The sequence below is a fragment of the Myxococcus sp. MH1 genome, assembly GCF_059738865.1.
On record NZ_AP026947.1, the window covers coordinates 10,582,501 to 10,606,234 of the forward strand.

Sequence of the window (23,734 nt, forward strand, 5' to 3'; positions counted from 1 at the left end):
CCGCGCCCAGGCCCGGAAGACGCTCGACAAGTACATGCGCGAGCGGGGCACCGCCGCTCCCTGAGCAGCCCACCTCACCGGCCCCGCTCCGGCGCGCCGCTCGACCCAGGGCGCGCCTCACACCGCCGGTGGCCTCAGGGGCGTGACGTCGGGCGCCACCCACGCCGTCCTCGCCTCGGCGGAGTCGAGCGTCTGCTTCCGGTAGTGCCTCGCCAGGAGCGTCGCGTCCAGCAGGTGCGGATTCTCCTCCAGCAGCTGCTCGAGCGACCGGGCCTCGGGGGTGAGCTCCATCGCCACCTGGACCAGCTCCATCCACGCCCGGGTGAGCGTCTCATGGTACTTGCCCGCGGCTCCAAGCGCGGCCGCATAGCGCTGGATGAGCGCTCGCACCTGTTGGAGTCCACGGTCGAACCCCTGCTCCTCGCGCAGGCAGCTCCAGGCCAACCTCAGGTGCTCGCGGTGCCCGAACCGCTCGCCCGGATACGTGGCCGAGGCCACCGCCGCCACGAAGGCCGCGTCCTCCAGCTGATTCCAATCCTCGCTCATGTCGACCGGGTCCTCGTCCGCATTCGCCTCGGGCTCTCGGACGGGTGCTCCTCCCGGTCGACCTCGGCGATGGCCTCGAGCCCCGCTCGCAAGCTCTCCACGTCCTCTTCTCCCAGCTGCCCCAGCACCACCGCCTCCAGGGCCTCCAGGCGCCGGTGCACCCGCGTCGCCAATGTCCGCCCCGGCCCCGTCAGGGAGACCTGGAACGAGCGCCGGTCCTCCGGCCGCGCCTCCCGCTTCACCAGCCGCTTCGCCTCCAACCGGTCCATGTAGCTGGTCAGCGTGGAGCGCTTGTGGCCGAAGGCCGCGTGCAGCTCGCTCAACGACGTGTCCCCCGCCTCCAACAGGTACGCCAGCAGGTGGGCCTCCCCCTGCGAGAGCCCCAGCGGCGGCGCCGCCCCCTCCAGGAACAGGCCGATGCGATGCGTGGCCCGGTGCACCTCGAGAACGAATCTGAGCCGCTTCATGATGCTCGCGCAACAATCATTCCGGTTTCGGAATTTCCGAAATCGGAACGAATGTGCCTCCCGGTCCATGCCGGGGCCCGCAGAGGGTACACGGGGTACTCGAGCCGGGACGGCGCTCCCGGGCGCGGGGAGCCATCACCGCGGGAGGCTCCTCCGTGCTCCAGGACTCAGGGCGTGGGGGCCTTGGCTCCCGCCGCCTTGGGCGGTGAGCCCCGGTAGGCGAGGAGCGTGTAGTACGAGCCCGTCGCATACCCCGGCAGCTTCTTCGGGTTGAACGAGCTGGTGCTCGACACCGTGCCGCCCACGTAGCCCGCGGGCATCTCCACCAGCTTCAGCGCACACCCGGCGAGCACCAGGCCCGCGACGGGGACGTCGTTCGACACCACGTTGCAGGTGCCCGTGGCCGCGAAGGTCCCTTCCGGGAGGACGAAGCGCATGTGGGCCGGCACCTGGTTGCCCGGCGCCAGCGGCGTGCCCGGCGTGATTCGCAGACAGGCCGTGGCCGTGCCCACGCTCTTCTGCCCCAGGTCCACCCACTTGCCATCCTGCTCGCGAGCGCGCGGCACGTAGATGCCCGCCCCCAGCTTCACCGTCGCCTCGAACGGCGCCGCCGCGCAGGCCGCCGCATCCGCGGGCTTCGTCGCGTCCTCCTGCGTGCGGAACTGGAAGACCTCCGACTCCGCCCGCGCCTCGAACGCACCCGCGAACATCAACGCCACCACTGCGTCGTGCCACCGCGCCATCGGCACCTCCGTCGAGAGTCCACCCTCCTAACGGCGCCCGGCCCTCCCGTCCGGACGCGCCAGGACGGCTACTGCCAGGACAGCGTGTACTCAGCGTCGAGCGGCCCCGTCTTCTTGCCGCTCACCCGCACCTGCTTGCCACCGACGGCCTCGATGACCGCCTGGAGCACGCCCTCGTGATAGGCCGGCGTCATGAAGTCGCGCTTCATGGAGAAGACACCACTGGTGTCTCCCGTCCACGTCACGCCACGCTCACCGTAGCTCACCGCCGCCTTGTAGCCCGAGTGCAGGTTGCCCAACATGCGCTTCGGGCTGTTCGACGCCAGCAGGAGCAACGTCTTGCCCGCCGCGGAGGACAGGAAGTCCGTCGTCGCCTGCACGCCCATCCGCCGCAGCGCCGCGTCGAAGCCACCCAGCTTGGGCCCCATCACCTGCGCCGCCGTGAAGGCCAGCCTCAGGTACGCCTCCACCGGGTAGTTGAAGAAATCGACGTACTTCTTTTCTCCCGCAGCGGCGAGGCAACGCTGCACCGCGGCCTCGCCATCGAGCACCCTGACCGCGCCAAGTACGCCATTGAAAAACAGTCCTCGCGCGGTGTCGTCGCGCGTCGCCAACGAGACGCGCTCCTCCAGCTCTCGTGCGAGTTGGGGTTCGAGCACGTCCAACTTCAAAGCCATGTCTGCCATCAAACGGTGTCTCCATGGGGGGGAAGGAGGCACCCGAAGTCTACAGCCGAATGAGCTGCGCGCCGTAGTGGATGTTCGCGCCAACGGCCGCCACCAACACGAGGTCCCCTCCTCCGAGGCGAACCCGCCCGCACGCCAGGTCCTCGGCCAACAGGATGAGCATCCCCGCGGCCGACGTATTGCCATACAAGTCGACATTGCAGGCCACCGCCTCCGCGGGTAGCCCCGCGCGCGCCACGAACGCGTCCATCACCCGCTTGTTCGGTTGATGAAAGTAGTACCGCTTCACCTCACCCTTCAGGTCGGGTCGGGGACTCAACACCGCGTCCAGGCACTTCTGCATGTACTCCGGATAGCTGCGCGCCACGCGGAAGCCATCCACCACGAAGGCCATGTCCGCCGGACGCGAGCGCCCCGGCTGGTAGGGCAGCTTCAGCGTCCCGCCGCCCTTGCGGATGACCAGGTCCCCATGCGCGTTGCCGGAGAACGAGGCGAGGATGCCCGCACCTCCCGGCGCGTCCTCCTTCGTCTGGAGCACCACCGCGCCCGCCCCGTCTCCGAACACGTACATGGACAGATAGCCCTGCAGCGTCTTCGCCCGCCCGGGGCCCGGTGGCAGCTCGTCCTGGTACACTTCCCGGTTCACCAGCGGCGAGGTGAAGGCCGACGCCACCACCGCCACCGTGCGGAAGCGGCCCCCGTCCATCATCTTCTTCACCAGGTCCAACACGTACGTCGTGCCGCCGCAGCCATCGTCCACCAGCAGCGCGAACGCGTCCTCGCGCAGCCCCAGGCGCTGGTGCACCGCCATGGCGTCGTGGTTGAAGTGCGGCGCGTCCGGCGTGCACGTCACCACGAACAGCGCGTCGAGCTGCTTCGCGTCCACGCCCGAGCTCTCGAGCGCCTTGCGCAGCGCCACCTCACACATGTCCGTGTTCGTCGCGGGGTAGAAGTGGCCGTCGTCCTCCGGCGGAGGCACCGCGCGCCCCGTCGCCTCGTCGAAGTCCCACAAGAACCGCCGCTCACGGATGCCCAGCTTCTCCTCGATGCGCTCCGCCGGCCACCCGGGGATGGCCTTCGCGATGCGCACGTTGCTCACCCGCCGCGAAGGAACAAATGCTCCGGCACCGACGACACAGACATTGGGTGTCATTCCATGGCCTCGTTTTTTCACAGCCACGCCGGATGGGAGGGATTCCCTGGCCCACTGCATCGAGCAGGATTCACGCCAGATACGAAGCCCTTGAAATGACGGCCTCTCAACCCGGAAGCCGCTTCACTCTTGAAGAGCTTCATGGAGCCACGCGCGCTCAAACCACCGGATTTACAAGGAGGACCGTGATGCTTCAGAAATGAAGCGCCTTGCTGCGGAATTGAAGCAGCGCCGGCGATACATTGACTTCAGGTGCGGCGCCACTCCACTCGACGCGGCATCCCGGAGACCAGCAACGCCAGGGTTGCGAGTGATTGCGCACTCCGAGTGCCGAGACATCTTGGACCCATGGCACTGGACACGCCAGGGCCTCCTGGGGTTCCCGGCGGAGGCCCGGGGATTTCCCGGATACTTCCCGGGGCGCGTGGGAGCATGCCAGTGTGCGCCTCCGAAAGGCGTCGCGGGACCGCGCACTCCCAGAGCGGAGGCCCGGTCGACGAATGGGTCGTGCCCTCGCTCGAGTCCCTCCCCCGCCGCTGGCAGCCCGTCCTCCGGCTGGTGCTCTTCACGGCCGCGTATGCGCTGGGGGCACGGCTGGGCGCGGTGCTGGCGTTTCCTCCCGAGCACGTCTCCGCCATGTGGCCCCCCAGCGGCGTGGCGCTCGCGGGGCTGCTGCTCACCCGGCACCGCGAGTGGCCCGCGCTCGTGCTGGCCGCCATCCTGGTCGAGCCCTTCGCCGTGGGCGCCTCACACGGGCCCGTCACGTCCACCGGGTTCGTCATCGCCGCGGGCAACCTGCTGGAGGCCATGGTGGGGGCGCTGCTGCTGCGCCGGGTAGTCCGCTTCCACCCGTCGATGGACCGCGTGCGCGACGTGCTGGGGCTGGTGGGGCTGGGCGCCCTGGGCGCCACCCTGCTCAGCGCGAGCCTGGGCATGAGCATGCTGCTGTCCGCGCAGCGCCTGGCCCCCGCGGACTTCTGGCCCGCGTGGCGCGTGTTCTGGGTGGGCAACGCCATGGGCGTGCTGCTCGTCGCGCCCCTGCTGCTCACCTGGACCGCGCGAGGGACCAGCGGCTGGAACCGGCAGCGACGACTGGAGCTGGTGGCGCTCCTGCTGCTGCTCGGCGTGGCCACCCACTGGGTGTTCCGCATGCCGCCGTCAGCCGCGCCTCCAGCCACCTTCCATCCAGTGACGTACCTGACGTTCCCCTTCCTGCTGTGGGCCGCGCTGCGCTTCGAGGCCCGGGGCATCACCATGGCCGCCGCGGTGATGTCCTCGGTGTCCCTGCTGCACACCGCCCTGGGCAACGGCCCGTTCGCCCAGTTCGCGTGGCACAACGACAGCCTCACCTTCCTCCAGTCCTTCCTCGCCGTGGCCAGCGTGTCCGGACTGCTGCTCGCCAGCGCCCTCAGCGAGCGGCGCCGCGCCCAGGAGGAGGTCAGCCACCTCAACCAGGAGCTGCGTCAGTCGCTGCAGACGCTCGCCGCCACCCAGGCCACCCTGGTGCAACGCGAGCGCATGGCCGCGCTCGGCGAGCTGAGCGCCACCGTGGCCCACGAGGTCCGCAATCCGCTGGGCGCCATCTCCAACGCGCTCGCCGCCATCCGACGCCTGACGCCCCAGATGGCCACCGGCCCCACGGGCTCCCTGATGGACATCATGGACGAGGAGGTCGAACGGCTGGCCCTGCTCGTCAATGACCTGCTCGACTTCACCCGCCCCGTCGAGCCCCGGCTGCGCAGCCAGTCACTCGGCCCCGTGGTGGAGGGCGCGCTCGTGGCGTCGCTGCGCTCGGGGGCCTCGGGCATCAACGTGTCGCGAGATCTGGACGAGTCCCTGCCGCCCATCGCGCTCGACGCGCACCTGCTCCACGTGGCGCTCACCAACCTGTTCACCAACGCCGTGCAGGCCATGCCCGCTGGTGGCAGCCTGGTCACCCGCATCGAGACGGATGTGCGCTCGGGCACGCCGCACGCCCGGCTCACCATCTCCGACACCGGTCATGGGATGACGGACGAGCTGCAACAGCGCATCTTCGAGCCGTTCTTCACCACGCGCGCCAGCGGCACCGGGCTGGGGCTCGCCATCGTCCGACGCATCGTCGACGGACACCACGGCGAGGTCATCGTCCACAGCACCGTCGGACAGGGCACCACCTTCACCGTGTGGTTGCCCTATGCGGGGGAGGTTCGCGCCGTGGCTTGAGGGTGCGGCTCTCGGGGCGGTCGACCTCACGCCTCCTGGGTTGCTTCACACGGGCACCGCGCTCGACGGTGCCCGCGAGGACCGCTCGACGCTCAGAACGGGATGTTGTCGTCGTCGTTGGGCGGCGGGACGTCGTCCTGGTAGCCACCACCACCGCGGCCACCGTAGCTGTCGCCACCACCGCGACCGCCACCATAGCCGCCGCCCTCGTTGCCACCGCCGCCGCCCTGCTGACGCGCCATCTCCGCCTCGATGGCGGAGAGCAGCTGGCGCTCCTTGTCGTGCCAGCGCGACTTGCTCGGGTCGTTCAGCGAACGACGCGCGCCATTCGCGTAGAACTCCAGGTCCTGCATGCTCGCTCCCGCGACGGGCGCGCCCTTGCTGCGGCCGTAGTTCGGGAACACCATTCCGTCCCCGCCACCGCCGCCACCACCCGCGCTCGGCGCAGACCGACGGGGCGCCGCGGAGGCCGCGTCCGGCGTCGAGCCGATGGACAACTCTCCCATCCGCAGCGTGAAGCCTTCCTCGCTCCTGAACGCCGTGCCCACGCGCACCTGCTCCACGCGACCATCGGGGCGCCGCACCGCCACCGTGACTGGATAGCCTTGCTCACTCATGGCGCCCGAATCCCATCCCTCCCCCCAACCTGTCAACGGCGGCGAAATCGCCCTGTCCGCCAGCCACATGCCCGCCTGGTGAACGCCCTCCCACCTCCGCGTCCCAGGCACCTGCTCGCCGGCTGAACACCCCTCAGCGCGCACCTCGGACTCCATGCTCGGACCGGGGACCGCAGCCGTTCCGAAGGACCTCGGTCTCACGTCGCCACCGTCCCCGCGGCCGTCGCGAGCGCGCCCCTGCTCAGGTTTCGTGGAGACAGGCTCGGGGGGGTGCCCACGTGGAGGGGAGTCCCCCCGGAGTCAGCGCCTCCGCGGGATTCGAGAACCTCGACACATCGTGCGCCCGGAAGCAGCCGTGCTCGCGCTGACCTGGGGCCACTGGGGCGAGGGCGACGCGCGCCTTTCACCCTGCCTCTCGCGGCTCGGGCTTCTCGCCCTGGCGTCCCGGGCCGTGACGAGGTCGGGGCGCGCCACGCTCGTCCCGCCGCGGCGCGTGCGCGTATTCCGCGCTCGGGATTCAGGGCACCCGGGCTCGGCCTTCTGCCCTGGACTCCTTGGCCGTGACGAGGTCGGGGCGGTCCACGCTCGTCCCGCCGCAGCGCGTGTGCGCATTCCGCGCTCGGGATATGGGGCGCCCGGCTCGGGCTCATCGCCCTCGCTGCCGCTGGCACGCTCGGGACACACGGCTCGCATGGCGGCTCATCCGAAGAGCCGCTCGATGCCGTGAAACAAGGCTCCCCTCTCGAGGAGCCCGGTCACCGGGAACTTGTGTGGGAGCCGCGAGACGTCCGCGGCGGGACTTCAGACCAGCGACGCCTGCGCGCCCCTGCCGCCCTTCTTGCGACCGCGCTTGCCCTTCGCCGGCTGGGCCTCGCGCAGCGCCTTGCTCGCCGCACGGCCGCGCGGCAGCTTCACGTCCTGCACCGACTGCGGCTTCGCGTCATCCACCCACGCCGTCGGCCGACGGTCCGTGCGCATCAGGAGCCGCAGCTTCTGATAGTGCGCCGAGCAGTAGCCCTTGGAACGGCTGGGACGCTTGCACCCGATGATGGCGCACGAGCGGGAACCCTCCGCCACCCGGGCCCGCGTCGCCGCGCCCTTCGTCGCCACCAGCGGCAGCTCCACCTGCGCCGCCGGCTTACGACCCGGCTTGCGGCCCCGCTTCGCCGCGGGCGCCGGCAACACCGACGACTGCCGCGCCGCCACCGGCCGCACACCCGCGACCGCACCCAGACGGCTCGTCAGCGGCGCCAGCCGGAAGGTCACCGAGCGCAGCATGTCCAGGGCCTCGAGGCCCTCTTCCAACCGGCTCACCGCCTGCTGCAAGGGCACGAGCTGCGTCTGCAACTCGCGCCGGAACATCTCTCCAAGCTCATTCGCAATGGACATGTGACGGGAGGATATACGCCGTCCTGGGTTCCCGGCGGGAAATCCGCTGCACGGCACGCGCCAAGCGTCGCCTCCGAGCGGATTTCCGCCTCCGGACCCTCCAGGAGGTCCTGCTCCGAGCGAAACCCTCCGACTCCAGGGCCTGGTGAAACGTCTCCCTGAAACAGTTTCAACCCTGGGCGCAGGTCAACGGCTCGGGCCGCGGCGTCACCGGGTCCACCTTGCGCACCGACGTCGGGAGCTCGAACAGCGAGGCCCCTGCCCTGGGGCAGCCCCCCGCCAACGACGCGAGCGCCCACACCAACAACACCGTCAGCACCACCGGGTGACCCACGACACGTGCCTCCTCAGGCTCGGATACCCACCCAGAACGCGGCGGACCGTATTCCTTGGCCTCCTGGGGATACGAACGAGCCTAGCCCAAGGGTCTGACCCGCCCTGGAGGGAGGGGGAGCGAGCGGCCCGGGTCCCCCGCGCGGCCACTCCGGATGTTAAAGGAGGCCCAACATGACCTTGGCCCCTCCTCCCGTCCGCTTCCGAGGCACTGACTCCTACCTCACCCACGAGGGCCTCCAGGCCGCCGTCAATTGTGCCCTCACGCTCCAGCGCCCCCTGTTGGTGAAGGGCGAGCCGGGCACCGGCAAGACGCTCCTGGCGGAGGCCATCGCCGAGGCCCTGGGACTGAAGCTGCTCACCTGGCACGTCAAGAGCACCACGCGCGCCCAGGACGGCCTGTACATCTACGACACCGTGCAGCGCCTGTATGACTCGCGCTTCGGCGACGGGGACGTGAAGGACATCCGGCGATACATCCGCATGGGCCCTTTGGGCGAGGCCTTCGCGTCCCCCGAGCGCGTGGTGCTGCTCATCGACGAGGTGGACAAGGCGGACCTGGAGTTCCCCAATGACTTGCTCCACGAGCTGGACCGGATGCGCTTCCGCGTCACTGAAACCAACGACGAGGTGGCCGCGAAGCACCGCCCCATCGTGGTGATTACGTCCAACAACGAGAAGGAGCTGCCCGACGCGTTCCTGCGCCGGTGCGTGTTCCACTTCATCGACTTCCCGGACGCGGACCTCATGCGCCGCATCGTCGACGTGCACCACCCGGGGCTCGACGCCGCGCTCGCGGAGCAGGCCCTCAAGGTGTTCTACGAGCTGCGCGCCCTCTCCCGCCTGCGCAAGCGGCCCTCCACCAGCGAGCTCATCGACTGGATCACCGTGCTCAAGGCGCAGGGCGTGACGGACCTGAAGCTGGACGAGCAGCTTCCATTCCTCGGGGCGCTCCTGAAGAAGGAGCAGGACCTGGTCTCCGTGGCGGAGGCCTTCGGGCGCGGCCGGCGCACGCGCGCCTGAGCCAGGAGACGGCATGTTCCTGCCATTCTTCTACGAGCTGCGGCGACGAGGCGTGAAGGTGGGCGCGCAGGAGGCGCTCGCCCTGGCCGGCGCGCTGAAGGCGGGGCTGCACGACAGCAGCCTCGACGGCTTCTACCACGTGGGCCGCGCGCTCCTCGTCCACTCGGAGACGCAGCTGGATGCGTTCGACCAGGCGTTCCTCGCGCACTTCCAGGGCGTGGAGACCGCGGGCCTGGAGCTGACGCAGGAGCTGATGCAGTGGCTGGAGGACGCGCGCGAGCGGCCCCAGCTCACGCCCGAGGAGCAGGCGCTGCTCGAGGCGCTGGACCCGGAGGAGATTCGCCGCCTGTTCGAGGAGCGCCTGCGCGAACAGAAGGAGCGCCACGACGGTGGCAACCGGTGGATCGGCACCGGGGGGACTTCACCGTTCGGGAACAATGGCTTCTCGCGCGGTGGCATGCGCGTGGGTGGCAAGGCCGGCGGCAAGCAGGGCATGGCGCTGATGCAGGCGGGGGCGCGCAAGTACGCGGGCTACCGCGATGACCTGGTGCTCGACACGCGGCAGCTGGCCGTGGCGCTGCGCAAGCTGCGCGCGTTCGCTCGCGAGGGCGCGGCGGAGGAGCTGGACGTGGACGAGAGCATCTCCGCCACCGCGCGCAACGCGGGCGAGCTGGAGGTGGTGACGCGTCCTCCGCGCAGGCCCAACACGCGCGTGGTGCTGGCAATGGACGTGGGCGGCTCCATGGACCCGTACGCTGCCACCATGAGCCGGCTGTTCTCCGTGGCGAGCCAGGCGACGAACTTCAAGGAACTGCGAACGTATTACTTCCACAACTGCGTCTACGGAAAGCTCTACGCCACGCCGCAGCTCACCGGCGGCATGACGGTGCCGGAGCTGGTGGCGCAGGTGGGAAGACATCACAAGCTCATCATGGTGGGTGATGCCTCCATGGCCCCGTACGAGCTGGGCATCCGCACCGACGCGGAGGGGCGCTACAAGGCGGACGGGCTGGAGGGGCTGACGTGGCTGATGCAGCTGGCCCAGCACTTCGAGCGCAATGTCTGGCTCAACCCCGAGCCCATGGGCGCGTGGCGCACGGGCTCCATCGCCACCATCGCCCGCGTGTTCCCCATGTTCTCCCTCACCGTGGAGGGCCTGGGTGAGGCCGTGGCCCACCTGACGCGTGGACGCACGGTGAAGGGCGCGATGGCGCGGCGCTGAGGCGTCAGCGGTCACGAGGTGGGGGCGCGAGCAGACCGGCGAGCGCGCCCACCGCCGTGGAGCCCAGCGCCACCAGCATCTGGGGCATGGCCCAGTTCGGCCAGAGCCCGGTCAGCACCACGCCTCCGACGAGGGACGTCAACGCGATGATTCCGAGGAAGATGACCACGAGCCGGTAGATCCATCGGTCCGAGGTCAGCGGCCCCTCGGTGATGCTCCTGGCCGCCTCCTTCGGTGCCTGCTTCGCGAGCTGGAGGAAGTGCTCGTCCGTCAGGTGCTTGCTCAGCACCTCCACGTCGATGATGCGTCGGGCTTCCATGCGGGGCTCCTTGGGGGCCGCGACTTGGGCAGCCGTCTTGTGCCCATCCGCGTGCGCCCATACTGAGCAACCCATATGCCAGCATCACCCTGGGCCTGGACACGGGAGAGCGCCATCCCTGAGTCACTCGTGGAGGCCGAAAACCACCATTCCCGTGGACGATTCCGGGCAGACCTCGCCAGACGAGCGCCTGCGGCAAAGGCGCTCAGTCGTCGACGGAGGTGTCACCCGAGGTGCTCTCGGCACGCCCCGTCAGCCTGCGCTCGATGGCCTTGCGGTGCACACCGAGCAACCGCGCCGCTCCGCTCTTGTTCCCCTCGGCAAGGAGCATCGCCTCCGTGATGAGGGCCTGTTCGACGTGCGCCAATCGGTCACCCTGCTCCGGCAATCGGAGGATGGCCCTGGCGAGCTGCTTGACCGGATCCTCCGTAGCCACGTCTCGCCGCTCCCGCCCCGGAAGCTGGGACAAGGCCTCGGGTGTCACCAGGTCGTCTTCCGCGAAGACCGTGAGCCGGTCCACCAGCGTTCGGAGCTGACGCACGTTGCCGGGCCAGCTTGCTCGCACCAGCACGTCCATGGCCTCCGGTGTGAACCGGAGCTGACGCGACTGCCGTCCCACGAAGTGGGCCAGGAGCGCGGGAATGTCCTCGCGCCGCTCCTCCAGCGAAGGAACCTGCACCTCCAGCACGGCCAGCCGGTAGTACAGGTCCTCGCGAAACGCGCGTTGCTGCACCCGTTCCTCCAGGTCCGCATGGGTCGCCGCGACGACGCGCCCCTGGAAGCGCAGCTCCTCTGCCGCCGGGCCCACTCGCCGGAAGACACCGGTCTCCAGGACTCGCAGCAGCTTGGCCTGAAGACTGAGGGGCAGCTCGGCGATTTCGTCCAGGAAGAGCGTTCCGGTTCCCACCGCGGTGAGCAGGCCATCCTGTCGCCTGTCCGCCCCGGTGAAGGCACCTCGCTCATGACCGAAGAGCTGTGACTCCATGAGGGACTCGGGAATGGCGCCGCAGTTGACGTCCAGCCAGGGCTCCGCGGGCCTTGGTCCCAGGGTATGGAGCGCCCGGGCCACGAGTTCCTTACCCGCCCCCGTACGTCCGGTGACGAGCGCGGGCCGGTCCGAGAGCGCCACCCGGCGCACCACGGAGAGCAGTCGCGTCATCGCCGCCGACGCTCCCACCATCCCCGCTGGAAGTCCTTCCAGCGCCCCGCGAGCCCGGAGAACCTGGACCTCGCGCTCCAGCTTCCTACGGTCCCTCAACCCCTCGAGGATGGGCAGGATGAGCTCCTCGCAGAGCTCGTCCTTGAGGACGTAGTCGTATGCCCCCAGCCGCATCGCGGCTCGAATCTCAGCCATCTCGTTGGAGACCGTCACCACGATGGGCACCGTCTCCGTATCCCGACGAATGTCGCCGATGAGCGTGAGCCCATCGCGATTGCGGGAGTCGGCGTCCAACCGGATGTCGACCAGCGCCACGTCCACCGGGGCCTCCGTGAGCACCTTCCGTGCCTCGGCGAGGCTCGCGGCCTCGCACAGCTCCACGCCCACCATGGGAGACAACACGGAGGTCAGCACCCGACGCGCGCTGCGCTGGTCATCGACGATGAGGATCCTCATGCGACCTCCTGTGTGGCCACGGCCTGGATGCTGCCATCCAGCGGGGTGTGGACCCGGAAGCAGGTCCGGTCGTCCTCGCGATGCACGGTGATGCTCCAGCCGAAGCGACGGACGATGCGTTGGGTGACGGCGAGGCCCAGTCCCAGGCCTCCTTGTCTCGTGGTGACCCAGGGGTCGAAGAGCGTGTCGCGCGCGGCATCAGGCACACCCGGCCCCGAGTCCCAGACCTCGAGGACCCGCTCCGTGTCCGCCCTCCAGGCCCTCACCCCGATGTGCCCCGCGGGTCCCGCCGCCTGCACGGCGTTGCGCAGCAGGTTGGCGAAGAGCTGCACCATGGCATCGGGCTCCGCGAGGAGTGTGAGCTCCGGCAAGACATCGACCTCGATTCCCACCCGTCCCTCCTGGACCTGGTCACGGATGAGGTCCAGTGCTCGGCGGACCCGAGGAAGCACGGGTACGGGCTCGAGTCTGGGCGGCGGGAGCGACAGGCGGCGCAGGGAGGTGAGCATCCGCTCGAGCCGTTCGATCTCCTCCCGGCCGATGTCGATGTCCTCTCCGTCGAGTACCTGCCCCTTGCCGCCCTGGCGCAGCAGATGCCGGAAGAAGTTCAGGGGGTAGGCCATCTCATGTGAGATTTCGGCGCTCAGCAGGGCCAGGGCCAGCCGCTTCTCCTCGTGCGCCGCGTCCACCTGCGTCTGACGGAGTTGCTCCAGCTCGCGCAGCACCTGCGTGTTGTGCAGCGCCACCCCCGCGAGGCTCGCGATGGTGTGGAGCAACTCCAGGTCTTCCGACGTGTAGAGGGCCTGTTGCTCCTTGGGCGCCAGGAGCAGGACTCCGCGGAGTTCGCCGAGCGAGCGCATCGGGACAAGCAGCTTGCGCTCCCATGCGCCCTCCTGCGTCCAGAGATGGGCGCCGGCGCTCAAGCGGGGCCTTGCGTCCTCGGGGAGATGCGGCACGGTGTCGAGCTCGGTGGTATCGAGCACCTGGGCTCGGCTGGTGGACAGCCAGCGCAGGACGACCCGCTCCACCGTGTCGCGGATGGCCTCCGGGTTCCTGGGCGCGGCCAGCTCGTCGCTGAGCTGCTCGACGGTGGGGCGGAACTGGAGGGTGGCGGGGAAGAAGAGCCGGTCCACCCAGGGCTTGCCCACGAGGACCAGCGCCATGAAGACGCCCACGGCGGTCGCTCCCGGGAGTACGTCCGGGACACCATAGGTCGCGAGGAGCTGGGCCATTCCGCGCCAGGTGAAGGCGGCCGCGAGCAGGCCCGCGAGGACCAGGGGCACGGCCATCAGCCGACGCGTGAGCACCGCCGTCACCTCGAGCACGTTCTGGCGGATGAGGCCATGCCCGATGGACAGCGGCAGCGTGGCGATGAGGCAGGGGACCATCAAGTAGAGCCCGCGGCCGAAGAAGACGAAGAACGCGACGAGCACCGGCAGCAGCGCCAGACCCCAGGCCGCCGAGAGGAGCTCCGCGCGCTGGCGGCCCGCGCTCCCTCGGATTCGAGCGAGGATGGAGAGGCCGCAGACGAGCAGCGAGACCTGGGAGAAGTCGTTGACGCGGGCACGCATCCACGCGGTCTCGAGCCCCGCGTGAGGCGCGACGAGCAACCAGACGGCGACACCGAGCGCCCCCGCGCTCAGGGCCGCGAGCGCCGTGCGCCAGAAGCGGCGGAAACGGACAGGACGCTCGGGAAAGGCATAGCCGAGCCAGATGAGCCCCACGCCCGTGCCCAACCGCGAGACGATGAACAGCGGCATGAACACGGCGCGCGTGTGGTAGTCGAACAGGGTGAGCAGGAAGACGAAGCTGGAGATGCACAGCACGCCGTAGGCCACGGCGCCGTCCCTGCGCCCCGCCAGCAGCAGGACGAGCAGGCCGGACCACAGGAGGAACGCGCCCACCACGGCGTAGACGCCGTAGAGGAAGAGCACCTCCTCCGCGCCGAAGAGGCGGAGAGGTTGTTGAAGGGTGAGGGACTGGCCTTGCTGGAGGAAGACCAGCGAGACGTGCGTGCGTCCGGCGTCGTGTGCTCGTTGGATGCAGTCGTGGAGCTGCTGTCCGGGGAAGCGGCCTTGTCGGGCCAGGGCTACGTCGATGGGGACGCCGTCACAGGCGACGACGGGATTGGGATGCCGCAGGGGAAGGCGCTGCTCATTCCACCGAGGCAGGTAGACGGAGGAGAACGCGCCATAGGGGTCCACCAGGAGCGCGGCGAAGGGGGTGCCCCAGGTGCGCCATGCGCTGGAAGTGACGGCGGCCCCCAGGCAGAGCGACACCATGGCCAACAGGGCCACGACGAGGCGCAGTGAGGAACTGGGGCCCGCGGTCATCATTCGTCTCCCCCCACACGACATCAGCCTGTCGCTTCGGCGCGAGTGTCCCTGGCGAGCCCATACAGCGCGGCCACGGACTCTCCGAGGACCAGCGCCGCCAGCTCATTCTGGAACGAATGGCTGTCGGGACGCACGTCGTCGAGGTGCTGAGCACGCTCTGCGAGCCAGGTCCCCAGGTGTGAAAATCCACCCGCCCCCGCGACCTCGGCTCCGAGCCGGGCCACCCTGGGCGCGGCGCGGAGCAGTCCACCCGGTGGTACTCCGAGCGCGGTGGGGAAGCTGACGCCGTGGAGTCGTGCGTCCTCTTCGTGGTCCACCGCATCGTCGAGGCACTGCGAGCTGAGCAGGAGCAGGTCGAAGGCGCGGCGGAAGGTGGGGAGCCGCTCCGGTCTGCCGTGGGCCAGGACGAGGCAGAAGGAGGCCGTTCCCAGCCAAGCCACCTTGCTGCTCACGAGGTCCACGTACTGGGCGATGCTCAGGGTCCGTCGCTCAAGGCAGGCGCGCTCGAGGTCCAGCCCTGTCTCCCATGCACCCAGGACGGCCCGAGTCATGTGGTCCGCGAGTGTCGTGCTCCCCGTGGCCTCCGTGAGGGATTCGCGCCACTGGTCGAAGAGGCACTCCCCCAGCCTGGGCCATTCAGGTCGCTCGGCAACCTGACCGTCCGCGAGACGGTCCATGAAGAGACCGAAGAAGCCTCCGCGCCGGTGGGCTCGGAGATACAGACGCCGTTGCGCCTCGGATACGGAGGGATTGTTCGGACACGTGGTGTCCTCGGAGGCGAAGTCCGGGAGCGACTGGAAGGGCCTGAGCGCGGCGTAGTCCTCCCAGCCTCCGTCGGAGCGCGGTGTCAGTCCCAGGTGGAAAGGGAGCTCCGCGGCCAGTGAGCGCAGGTCCGTCGGGATTGCCAGGACAGACTCGCGGTATTCGAGGTCACATTCGCCCATGGCGGCAGCTCAGTAGCAATTCGGCCGCCTCAAGTGCCTGTGCAGCGGCATCACGCACAACGCAAGATCACCATCGCCATAGGGCTCAAGCTTCACGAGCTGGTTTGGTGCAATCAACCTCTGAAGCTGCGCGATGAAGTCGTCCCCGAAAATCAGTTTGACTCCCGAATGGAGCCTGTCCTGGGAGTCCAGGAGCACATCCGAGTCATAGGCCTCCTGCAGCACGGCACGGATTTTGTCGGGCTCGTCGAAAATGGCGGCCCGCTTCAGCCGCGTAAGCAGCTCATGAGCCAACATACCCGCTTCACTCTGCGCATTCGTATGACTGAGCAAGGCATGATAGGTCAACTGAAGCTCATACGGCCCCACATCAAGAACCAACACGCCACCCAACCGTCGCGGCGTATTGGTTTTGTCGCCCTGGGTATTTCGCAAGGCGACATACGCGGGGTCCACGAGCGCCATCCTGAGTGGAACGAGCTGCGCGCTGAAATCCAGGACAAGATTCTCGCCAGCATGGGCCGACAACACCGAATTGACATCTCCCCATACCGACGGCGGAATACTCCCCATGTTCGTGGGGGCGAGCATTCGACAAAGCTCCTGACGCCGCTCGATTCCAGCAGGCTTCCCGTCCGCCGTCCTCTCTCTTGGCGAGGGAAAAATCCTACTGTAGATGCGCTGAAGCAACTCCTGCCTCACCATCACGTTCTCACTCATTCATCCATCCTCTCCGAGAGCGAAAAACTCAAGACATCCTCATGGCTACCCAGCCAGGCGGCTTCCTCCTAAGTAGACCAAGTGTCCGCCAAACGCCTCGCTGTACGCGGAATCATCTTCGAGAAGAGCTGAGGCCAGGGCATTGGGACTCCCCTCCATCCGCCTCCGGAGGTCTTCGAGAATCGCGCCAATCACAACCCCTTCATTTGCGAGGATGTTGGGATTCCCTGGCTGAGGGAGCTCTCCACCGTTTGCTCCGGACACCACCTCCACCGGAGGAAAGTCAGGATCACGGAACAACTCGCCGCTGTGAAGCGCAACAACCCGCCATGCGTCATCGAAGACCGGGGCTCCCGAAGTACCTCCAGCCGTGTCACAGAGGTACCAAAGGCGGGTCGCCATGTTCTCAAGACCTGACGCAGCCGGATTGCTCAACGTGACGACCTTGTTCTCGCGCAGGGTGACGCGCTTGGACGCGCCCAGCGGGTGTTGGATGATGGCAACCGAGTCTCCCGGATTGAGCCTCAATCCCGCCCTGAGCCTCAACCAGCCCTGGCGACGGAGTTCCACCCCATCACTCGAGCGAGGAGCCACCGCGACCAGGGCATAATCCAAATCAGGGTCCGTGATGAAGCACCGCTCGGGTTCGAGAGCAAAGCTTGCCATCACGCGCGTGGAGCGTTCCCCAAGCTCGACCTGCTCGAAGTCAGCCTGATAGCGCCGCGCCATTTCTTTTGTCTGCAGGACGTGATGATTCGTCAGGAGAAGCTCCGGCCCTACCAGGAACGCTGTCGCGCCATTTGCCATCCAGCCGGGCTGTCCCTGCCGCCGGAGCCTGGCGACAGATTCCGCCGCCCGGAGTCCCCTGGCGAGATAGGAGAGTTCCAGGAAGTCCGCCTTACCGAATCTAGCCTTGGTTGACACAGTGTTTGCCTCCGTCGAGCAGGCTACGAGCCCTGGATTCAAATGCCGCGAGAGGCCTGGGCCCATTGAATCCAGGCATCCCGTCGCGGCGTGACCCAACGCATCAGCCATCACGTTTGTCGTCGAAGCAGCAAAAGCAACCCGCATGCCGCTGTCTTCCGGCAACTCAAGAACCGGATTGACGTGACGTCGCGCCCCAGTCCTCACGAGTGAGGCTCGAGCTGGAGGCCGATGTCCACACCGGGAGCTCCCTGTGGTCGAAATCGTCCATGGCCCTGGCCGTGAATGGACGCAAGCGACCAGTCAAGGCGCCGCCAGCAATCCACGACGGAAGAACAGCAAGGCACACGGCTTGCTCTGTGTCTCAGACGACGAAGCACCTGCCGCTGGGGCGCACCTCACCCGGCCTTCGCTCTCACCACGCTCAGAGAAAAGACAGTCTCGCCCCTCAGGGAGCCACGACCATGCCCACCGAGAAACTGACGTTCAAGATTGAGTGGAAAGAGTCCTCGCCCGCCAAGCTCACCTATCTCATCGACAATGGCTCCATCATCATCAGTCCCGCCGAAGCGGGCGATGACATCTCCGGCACGCGAGAAATCACCTTCACCTACGACGCCCCCAGGTCCGACATCCACATCATCCGGTGGCTGCTCTGGTTTCCCGAGCGCTCACTGTCGAAGCTCGTCGCCACGGCCCGCCGCAACACCGGGAAGAAGTTCGTTCCCCTCAACAGCGAGCCCGGAGAGCAGGCGATTCGCTGGGAAAGCTCGGGTGCGCTGTGACTCGCGGCTGGACGTACCATCTCGTATGGCTCTGGCTCGGCTGGAGCGGAATGGCCGCGGCCCAGCCCGCGCTCGAGCAGCTCAAGCAGGCCAGCCTCCGGGAGCAGGCCTGCCTCTGCAAGAAGCTCGACGCCCAGGTGGAGTTCACACGCATCCGAGAGAGCACTTCTCCCGTGGACGCTGCTTCCTCCGCAGGAGAGGTCCTCTCCCGAGCGGAGGCAGCCATCCAGACCTCCGTGGAGGATACACAGGCAGGATTCACCATCGCGCCCCTTCGATTCATCCTGGACCAGTACAGCCCCATCGACCCACAACTGACGCTCGCCGCGCTGGATGATGGCAGGACGCGGCTGGGCGTCGCCCTCAATGGAGTCTTCAGCCACGCCGATACGTCATCACCCGGCGCCGCCGGGATTTCATTCTGCAGCTATGACGAAGTGGGCTATCGGAAGACGCTCGATGACCTGGGCCGGGCACTGAGTCGCGCTTGTCACCTGGTCGCGACACTCCCGCCTCCACCCTTGGATTCTCCTCCCGACGAGGAAGCCGCCCTCAAACACGAGACCTGGCGAATCGCGCGTCATCTCTGCGGAGTCCCAGGCGCCCGCCCGGTAGCGCCCCCCGAAGCCTCCGAGAACTCCTGCAAAGCAGCATGGACGTTCGAGGATGCCGCCCATCGCGTCATCGGGGCTGCCCGCAACGAAGAAGTGCGCCTCGACAAGAGCAGAGCGGCGGACGAGGAGGAGCGGACCCGATTCCGGGAGCGACTGGCGGCGGTCTCCGATGAGCGCGATGAGCTGGTGCAGCACCGGGTGCCCAACTTCCTTCCCAGTGACAACAGTCTCGCACAGGCCCTCCGTCGGAATGCGTGGGCACGCTCCCGCTTCGTGGTCGGCATCGATGGGCGCATGGACTTCTTCCCCTGGAAGGAAGGCTTCAACCCCGCGCCCAATCCCGAGGAGGAGCCGCTTCCAAAATCCCAGCTCGCCGCCTGGCAGGTCAATCTTGCTGGCTCCTGGGGCCACCAGCGCACCTTCATCAAATTGGGCCTTCGCCTGGAACAAGAGCGCAGCGCACCTACCGATGAACTCCCACCGCTGAGCCCCGGACTGTCCTTCAAGCTCACGTACACCCTGGGCGCTCTCGCCGGCTCGCTCACGGACCCTGCCGGTGAGTTGCTCCCCATCGAAGGCAAGATCCCGCCCCATGTGCTCCTCGGCGTGGAAGGCGCCATCGCCTTCGTCAACAAGCGCACCGCCGTGCATCCCTACCTGGTGGACAACGCCAACGCCGCCCTCTGGCTCGAGTTCCGCTTCACCGAGAAGCTCGCCGTGCGCACGGGCTTCCAGCTCGACGCGAAGACGGTGACCCGGGCCGAGGACACCACCACCACGCCTCCCACGCCCGAGCTCAGCAAGCTCCAGTACTCCGTCCCCGCCTTCGTCCTCACCGCGCTCCAATTCTGAAGGTCCCACCCTCACGGGAAGTCCTCGGAGCCCCCAGCAAGGGCCAGAAAATCCAGGGGCTCGTGGACTGCCGGACGGCGAGCGGGCGGGCCTGGTCCTTTCGTGCGGCGCACCGGCGCGAGTTCCGGCATGGTGCGCCCCACGATTCGCCGGAAGCTCGAGGACCTTATGACCACCGATACGCAGGACCTGCTGAGCATCAACACCATCCGCACCCTCGCCATGGATGCGGTCCAGCAAGCCCACTCGGGTCACCCGGGGGCCCCCATGTCCCTGGCCCCCGTCGCCTACCAGCTCTGGCAACAGGAGCTCCGGTACGACCCGTCCCACCCCATCTGGCCGGACCGCGACCGCTTCATCCTCTCCAACGGCCACGCGTCCATGCTCCTGTACGCCCTGCTCCACCTGGCAGGCGTCAAGCGCGTCACCCGCGACTACAAGGTCGAGGACGCCCTCAGCGTCTCGCTCGAGGACATCCAGAAGTTCCGCCAGCTCGACTCGTCCACCCCCGGCCACCCCGAGTACCGGTGGACCAGCGGCGTGGAGACCACGACGGGCCCCCTGGGCCAGGGCGTCGCCAACAGCGTGGGCATGGCCATCGCCAGCCGCTGGATGGGCGAGCACTTCAACAAGCCCGGCTTCGACATGTTCACCCATGACGTCTACGCCATCTGCGGCGATGGAGACCTCATGGAAGGTGTCGCCTCCGAGGCCGCGTCCATCGCCGGCCACCTCAAGCTCGGCAACCTCTGCTGGCTCTACGACTCCAACCACATCTCCATCGACGGCAGCACCGACCTGGCCTTCACCGAGGACGTCGGCAAGCGCTTCGAGGGCTACGGCTGGCGCGTCCTCCACGTCCCCGACGCCAACGATTTGACGGTCCTGGGCGAGGCGCTCCACACCTTCAAGACGCTGCGCAACAACCAGCCCACCCTCATCATCGTCACCACCCAGATTGCCTTCGGCGCCCCCAAGCTCCAGGGCTCCTCCAAGGCCCACGGCGAGCCGCTCGGCGACGAGGAGATCAAGGGCACCAAGCGCAACTACGGCTGGCCCGAGGACGCGAAGTTCCTGGTCCCCGACGGCGTGCGCGAGCGCTTCCAGGAGCGCGTGGGCGCCCGCGGCAAGAAGCTGCGCGAGGCGTGGGACGCGCGCTTCGTCGAGTACCAGAAGCAGTTCCCCGAGCTCGCCGATGAGCTGACGCGCATGCAGCGCCGCGAGGCCCCCAAGGGCTGGGACTCCGAGCTGCCCACCTTCCCCGCCGACGCCAAGGGCATGGCCACCCGCGAGTCCAGCGGCAAGGTGCTCAACGCCGTGGCGAAGAACCATCCGTGGCTCGTGGGTGGCTCGGCCGACCTGAACCCGTCCACGAAGACGTACATCACCACGTCCGAGTCCATGAAGCCCGGCGAGTTCAAGGGCCGCAACATCCACTTCGGCGTGCGCGAACACGCGATGGGCTCCATCGTCAACGGCCTGTGCCTCAGCAAGGTGCGCGGCTACGGCGCCACGTTCCTCATCTTCAGTGAGTACGAGCGCCCCGCCATCCGCCTGTCCTCGCTGATGGAGCTGCCCGCGCTCCACATCTTCACCCACGACTCCATCGGCCTGGGCGAGGACGGCCCCACCCACCAGCCCGTGGAGCAGCTGGCCAGCCTGCGCGCGATTCCGGGCCTCATCGTCCTGCGCCCCGGCGACGCCAACGAAGTCGTGGAGGCGTGGCGGGTCATCGGCCAGCAGAAGAGCCACCCCGTGGTGCTGGTGCTCACGCGCCAGGCGGTGCCCACGCTGGACCGCACGAAGTACGGCGCGGCGTCGGGTGTGGCCAAGGGCGGCTACGTGCTGGCGGACGCGGCGGGCGGCAAGCCGGAGGTGGTGCTCATCGGCACGGGCAGCGAGGTGCAGCTGTGCCTGGACGCGCACGACAAGCTCACCGCCGAGGGCATCGCCTCGCGCGTGGTGAGCCTGCCCTCGTGGGAGCTGTTCGAGCAGCAGTCGCAGGAGTACCGCGACAGCGTGCTGCCGCCGAACGTGCGCGCCCGCGTCGCCGTGGAGAAGGGCGCCGCCTTCGGGTGGGAGCGCTGGGTGGGCTTCCAGGGCGGCATCGTCGCCATGCGCAGCTTCGGCGCGTCCGCGCCCATCAAGGCGCTCCAGCAGAAGTTCGGCTTCACCGTGGACAACGTGGTGAAGGTGGCCAAGGACACGCTCGCCAAGAACAAGGCGTGAGCCACCGCGCGCCCCACGCGCGCGCCTGAAGAAACGAAGGGCCCGGACCATCCCCCAACGGTCCGGGCCCTTCTTGCTTCTGTCCCTCGGTACCGCATCAAGAATGGGGCTCGGGCCATCCCCCAACAGTCCGAGCTCCCGCTGCCCCCCTTAAAGAGGGGCGCTCCCACAAGAAAAGGCTCCCGAACCATCCCCCAACGATTCGGGGAGCCCGAGGGCTGGCTCCCCCTATGTCGGAGCCGCCCGTTTCAAAGTCATCGCCAGGCCGCGCGGTGTTCGTGAATCAGGCGGCGATGATGCGCGGCGGGAGGACGGGCGTGCTGGCGCGCTCCATCTCCTTGAGCATCTTCTGGAACTCCGTGTTCGCGATGCCCGTCTCGCCCTTGGCCAGCGCGTCCGAGGCGTACTTCCCGTAGAGGTCCACGACCTTCTTCGCCTCGGGCGAGAGGCGGTCGTAGTTCTGCATCGCCCACTTCTGGAAGTCCGCGTGCTCCACGCCCGCGCCCTGCCCGTCGAAGTCACCCGCGCCCTGGTTGATGGCGTCGGTCAGGTCCTTGCCGGAGATCTTCCCGCTCTTGCCGTCCAGGCCCTCGAGCGCGGTGCGCATGGAGTCGTCGCGGAAGGTCTTGTGCTGGGACGCCTCCTTCACCGCCGCGTCCAGCTCGGCCTTGTCGAGGCCACCGGTGCCCGACTTCATGGCGTGCTGCTGGAACGTCTCCAGCACCTTCTGCGCCTCGGGCGTCATGCGGTCCTTGTTCTTCTCCGCCCACTTCTGGACCTCGGCCAGCTCCTTGGGCGTGGCGCGGCCACCGTCGGACACACCCTTCTGGATGGCGCCCAGCATGTCCTCGCCGGAGATGGGGCCGCTCTCCTTGTCCAGCTCCCCCATCGCCTTCTTCGCGCTCACGTCACCGACGCTCTTGAAGTCCTTGAGCATCTTGTCCAGCTCGCCGCGCGACAGGTCCTTGTCCCCGGAGGCCATCGCCTTCTTGGCGTGCTTCTCGAACTTGCCCAGCACCTCCTTGGCCTCGGGCGACAGCTTGTCCTGGTTCTTCTTCGCCCAGTCCTGGAAGGCCTTGAGCTCGTCGCCGGTGTTGTTGTCGCGGTCCTTCACGCCGCGCTCGATGGCGCTCGACATCTGCTCACCGGAGATGGGCTTGGGCAGCGAGTCCAGCTTCGCCAGCTGCTTCTCGGCGCCCTTGTCGCCGATGCCCTTCATGTCCTTCATCATGTCGCGCCAGTCGCCGTCCTTGTGGCCGTTGGCCTGGCGCTCGGCGGCGAACTTGGAGTAGCGGTCCATCACCTGCTTCGCCTCGGGCGTGAGGCGGGCCTGGTTCTTCTCCGCCCACTCCGAGAACGCGCGGTACTCGCCTCGCGCCGCGTTGCCGTCACGGTCTCCCGTGCCGCGACGGATGGCCTCGGTGAGCTGGTCCGCGGTGATGGGGCCCTTGGTCTTGTCCAGCTTGTTCGTCTCGCGCAGCGCCCCCGTGTCCAGCGGGCTCCACTCGTTCGGCAGCGGGCGGTTGGCGACCCCACCGCGCGAGGAGCCCGCGTCGAAGCTGTCACCCCCGGCGCGCCCGTTCTGGCCCTGCTGCTTCATCGCGTTGCGCAGCTCCTTGAGGAGCTTGTGCTCGCGCTCGAGGACGCGCTCGAGCTTGCCTTCGAGCTTCTCCAGCTTCGCCTCGGTGCGGTTGAGCTTCTGCAGCGCGGGCTTGAACGTGGTAGCGATGGCCATTTGGGGTCTCCGTCGTGTGCCGTGGTGAGCACCCCTATTGCGCGTCCCGTGCCACAGACGCCTACCTTCACTTCTTCTTTATTTTCAGGGAGTTACGGCGCACCTCGGTGGAGGTGGGGGGTGGTGACACCTGTCACCACCGGTGACAACAGTCACCAGCTGGAGGCCCGTTGGGTGGTGACTGGAGTCACCGGATCCTCGCCCTGCCTGTCAAAGAGCCGCACCCGCCCCCGTGTCCCGGGACGCACAGGACATACGGACGACCCTCGAAAGCAGT

The 23,734-nt window shown here is 68.1% G+C and carries 22 protein-coding genes (1 of these 22 cut by a window edge); 7 read left to right on the forward strand and 15 right to left on the reverse strand.

The window, feature by feature from the left end; translation table 11 throughout:
• A protein-coding gene (locus AC6JA9_RS41960) for a nuclear transport factor 2 family protein (RefSeq protein WP_141331158.1) crosses the window boundary here: on the forward strand, nt 1-64 show its final stretch. 419 nt of this gene lie to the left of the window's left edge; the window shows 64 of its 483 coding nt (coding positions 420-483); its start codon lies beyond the left edge, outside the window; its stop codon occupies nt 62-64.
• Between the two features lie 53 nt (nt 65-117).
• Here the strand turns inward: AC6JA9_RS41960 and AC6JA9_RS41965 are convergent, their stop codons facing one another.
• The 5 genes from AC6JA9_RS41965 to AC6JA9_RS41985 form a co-directional block, all read right to left on the reverse strand.
• Nucleotides 118-546, reverse strand: a complete 429-nt coding sequence (locus tag AC6JA9_RS41965; RefSeq protein WP_426748743.1) for a hypothetical protein — start codon at nt 544-546, stop codon at nt 118-120.
• Nucleotides 543-1,013 (reverse strand): MarR family winged helix-turn-helix transcriptional regulator, encoded by a 471-nt coding sequence (locus tag AC6JA9_RS41970; RefSeq protein ID WP_223751023.1) that lies wholly within the window; start codon nt 1,011-1,013, stop codon nt 543-545. Before AC6JA9_RS41970 ends, AC6JA9_RS41965 begins: the two co-directional genes overlap by 4 nt.
• A 167-nt stretch (nt 1,014-1,180) precedes the next feature.
• Nucleotides 1,181-1,756 carry a hypothetical protein gene (locus AC6JA9_RS41975; RefSeq protein WP_497958835.1) on the reverse strand — a complete coding sequence of 192 codons (576 nt, stop codon included), beginning with the start codon at nt 1,754-1,756 and terminating at the stop codon, nt 1,181-1,183.
• Nucleotides 1,757-1,824: 68 nt separating this feature from the next.
• Nucleotides 1,825-2,442, reverse strand: coding sequence for a DUF2378 family protein (locus tag AC6JA9_RS41980; RefSeq protein ID WP_370640428.1), 618 nt, complete (start codon nt 2,440-2,442; stop codon nt 1,825-1,827).
• A 40-nt stretch (nt 2,443-2,482) separates the two neighbouring features.
• Nucleotides 2,483-3,595, reverse strand: a complete 1,113-nt coding sequence (locus AC6JA9_RS41985) for a 3-oxoacyl-ACP synthase III family protein (RefSeq protein ID WP_483579187.1) — start codon at nt 3,593-3,595, stop codon at nt 2,483-2,485.
• A gap of 507 nt (nt 3,596-4,102) precedes the next feature.
• Between AC6JA9_RS41985 and AC6JA9_RS41990 the strand changes: the two genes are divergently transcribed.
• Nucleotides 4,103-5,800, forward strand: coding sequence for an MASE1 domain-containing protein (locus AC6JA9_RS41990; protein ID WP_497958836.1), 1,698 nt, complete (start codon nt 4,103-4,105; stop codon nt 5,798-5,800).
• A gap of 92 nt (nt 5,801-5,892) precedes the next feature.
• Here the strand turns inward: AC6JA9_RS41990 and AC6JA9_RS41995 are convergent, their stop codons facing one another.
• The 3 genes from AC6JA9_RS41995 to AC6JA9_RS42005 all read right to left on the reverse strand — a co-directional run bounded on the left by AC6JA9_RS41995 (nt 5,893) and on the right by AC6JA9_RS42005 (nt 8,140).
• The gene (locus AC6JA9_RS41995) at nt 5,893-6,417 is read right to left on the reverse strand and encodes a hypothetical protein (RefSeq protein WP_223751019.1); all 525 of its coding nucleotides are present in this window, start codon (nt 6,415-6,417) and stop codon (nt 5,893-5,895) included.
• Nucleotides 6,418-7,218: 801 nt separating this feature from the next.
• Nucleotides 7,219-7,779: a vegetative protein gene (locus AC6JA9_RS42000; protein WP_245772630.1), complete on the reverse strand. Its 561-nt coding sequence runs from the start codon at nt 7,777-7,779 to the stop codon at nt 7,219-7,221.
• A 196-nt stretch (nt 7,780-7,975) separates the two neighbouring features.
• Nucleotides 7,976-8,140 (reverse strand): hypothetical protein, encoded by a 165-nt coding sequence (locus AC6JA9_RS42005; protein WP_254042161.1) that lies wholly within the window; start codon nt 8,138-8,140, stop codon nt 7,976-7,978.
• Nucleotides 8,141-8,313: 173 nt separating this feature from the next.
• On the opposite strand from AC6JA9_RS42005, the gene AC6JA9_RS42010 reads away from it, so the two are divergent.
• Nucleotides 8,314-9,162 carry an AAA family ATPase gene (locus AC6JA9_RS42010; protein ID WP_141331140.1) on the forward strand — a complete coding sequence of 283 codons (849 nt, stop codon included), beginning with the start codon at nt 8,314-8,316 and terminating at the stop codon, nt 9,160-9,162.
• Between the two features lie 13 nt (nt 9,163-9,175).
• Entirely contained in the window at nt 9,176-10,384 is a 1,209-nt protein-coding gene (locus AC6JA9_RS42015; RefSeq protein WP_497958837.1) for a vWA domain-containing protein, read from the forward strand.
• Nucleotides 10,385-10,388: 4 nt separating this feature from the next.
• Here AC6JA9_RS42015 and AC6JA9_RS42020 read toward each other — a convergent pair whose 3' ends face one another.
• From AC6JA9_RS42020 to AC6JA9_RS42045, 6 genes are all read right to left on the reverse strand, one after another.
• Nucleotides 10,389-10,703, reverse strand: a complete 315-nt coding sequence (locus AC6JA9_RS42020) for a hypothetical protein (protein ID WP_074958616.1) — start codon at nt 10,701-10,703, stop codon at nt 10,389-10,391.
• Nucleotides 10,704-10,908: 205 nt separating this feature from the next.
• Nucleotides 10,909-12,318 carry a sigma-54-dependent transcriptional regulator gene (locus AC6JA9_RS42025; RefSeq protein WP_483579188.1) on the reverse strand — a complete coding sequence of 470 codons (1,410 nt, stop codon included), beginning with the start codon at nt 12,316-12,318 and terminating at the stop codon, nt 10,909-10,911.
• Nucleotides 12,315-14,654, reverse strand: coding sequence for a sensor histidine kinase (locus AC6JA9_RS42030; RefSeq protein ID WP_483579189.1), 2,340 nt, complete (start codon nt 14,652-14,654; stop codon nt 12,315-12,317). Before AC6JA9_RS42030 ends, AC6JA9_RS42025 begins: the two co-directional genes overlap by 4 nt.
• Nucleotides 14,655-14,674: 20 nt before the next feature.
• Nucleotides 14,675-15,598: a hypothetical protein gene (locus AC6JA9_RS42035; protein ID WP_483579190.1), complete on the reverse strand. Its 924-nt coding sequence runs from the start codon at nt 15,596-15,598 to the stop codon at nt 14,675-14,677.
• 9 nt (nt 15,599-15,607) lie between these two features.
• The gene (locus AC6JA9_RS42040) at nt 15,608-16,318 is read right to left on the reverse strand and encodes a hypothetical protein (protein WP_483579191.1); all 711 of its coding nucleotides are present in this window, start codon (nt 16,316-16,318) and stop codon (nt 15,608-15,610) included.
• A 45-nt stretch (nt 16,319-16,363) separates the two neighbouring features.
• Nucleotides 16,364-17,242: a trypsin-like serine peptidase gene (locus AC6JA9_RS42045; RefSeq protein WP_497958838.1), complete on the reverse strand. Its 879-nt coding sequence runs from the start codon at nt 17,240-17,242 to the stop codon at nt 16,364-16,366.
• Between the two features lie 464 nt (nt 17,243-17,706).
• Here AC6JA9_RS42045 and AC6JA9_RS42050 point away from each other — a divergent pair, with 464 nt between their 5' ends.
• The 3 genes from AC6JA9_RS42050 (at nt 17,707) to tkt (ending at nt 21,722) form a co-directional block, all read left to right on the forward strand.
• Nucleotides 17,707-18,027, forward strand: coding sequence for a hypothetical protein (locus tag AC6JA9_RS42050; RefSeq protein ID WP_074958632.1), 321 nt, complete (start codon nt 17,707-17,709; stop codon nt 18,025-18,027).
• Between the two features lie 50 nt (nt 18,028-18,077).
• On the forward strand, nt 18,078-19,493 hold the full coding sequence (locus AC6JA9_RS42055) for a hypothetical protein (RefSeq protein WP_483579193.1): 1,416 nt from the start codon (nt 18,078-18,080) through the stop codon (nt 19,491-19,493).
• Between the two features lie 168 nt (nt 19,494-19,661).
• A complete protein-coding gene (gene tkt, locus AC6JA9_RS42060; RefSeq protein WP_497958839.1) occupies nt 19,662-21,722 on the forward strand; it encodes a transketolase in 2,061 nt (686 codons plus the stop codon).
• 283 nt (nt 21,723-22,005) lie between these two features.
• Here the strand turns inward: tkt and AC6JA9_RS42065 are convergent, their stop codons facing one another.
• Entirely contained in the window at nt 22,006-23,457 is a 1,452-nt protein-coding gene (locus tag AC6JA9_RS42065; protein ID WP_497958840.1) for a hypothetical protein, read from the reverse strand.
• Nucleotides 23,458-23,734: the final 277 nt, after the last annotated feature.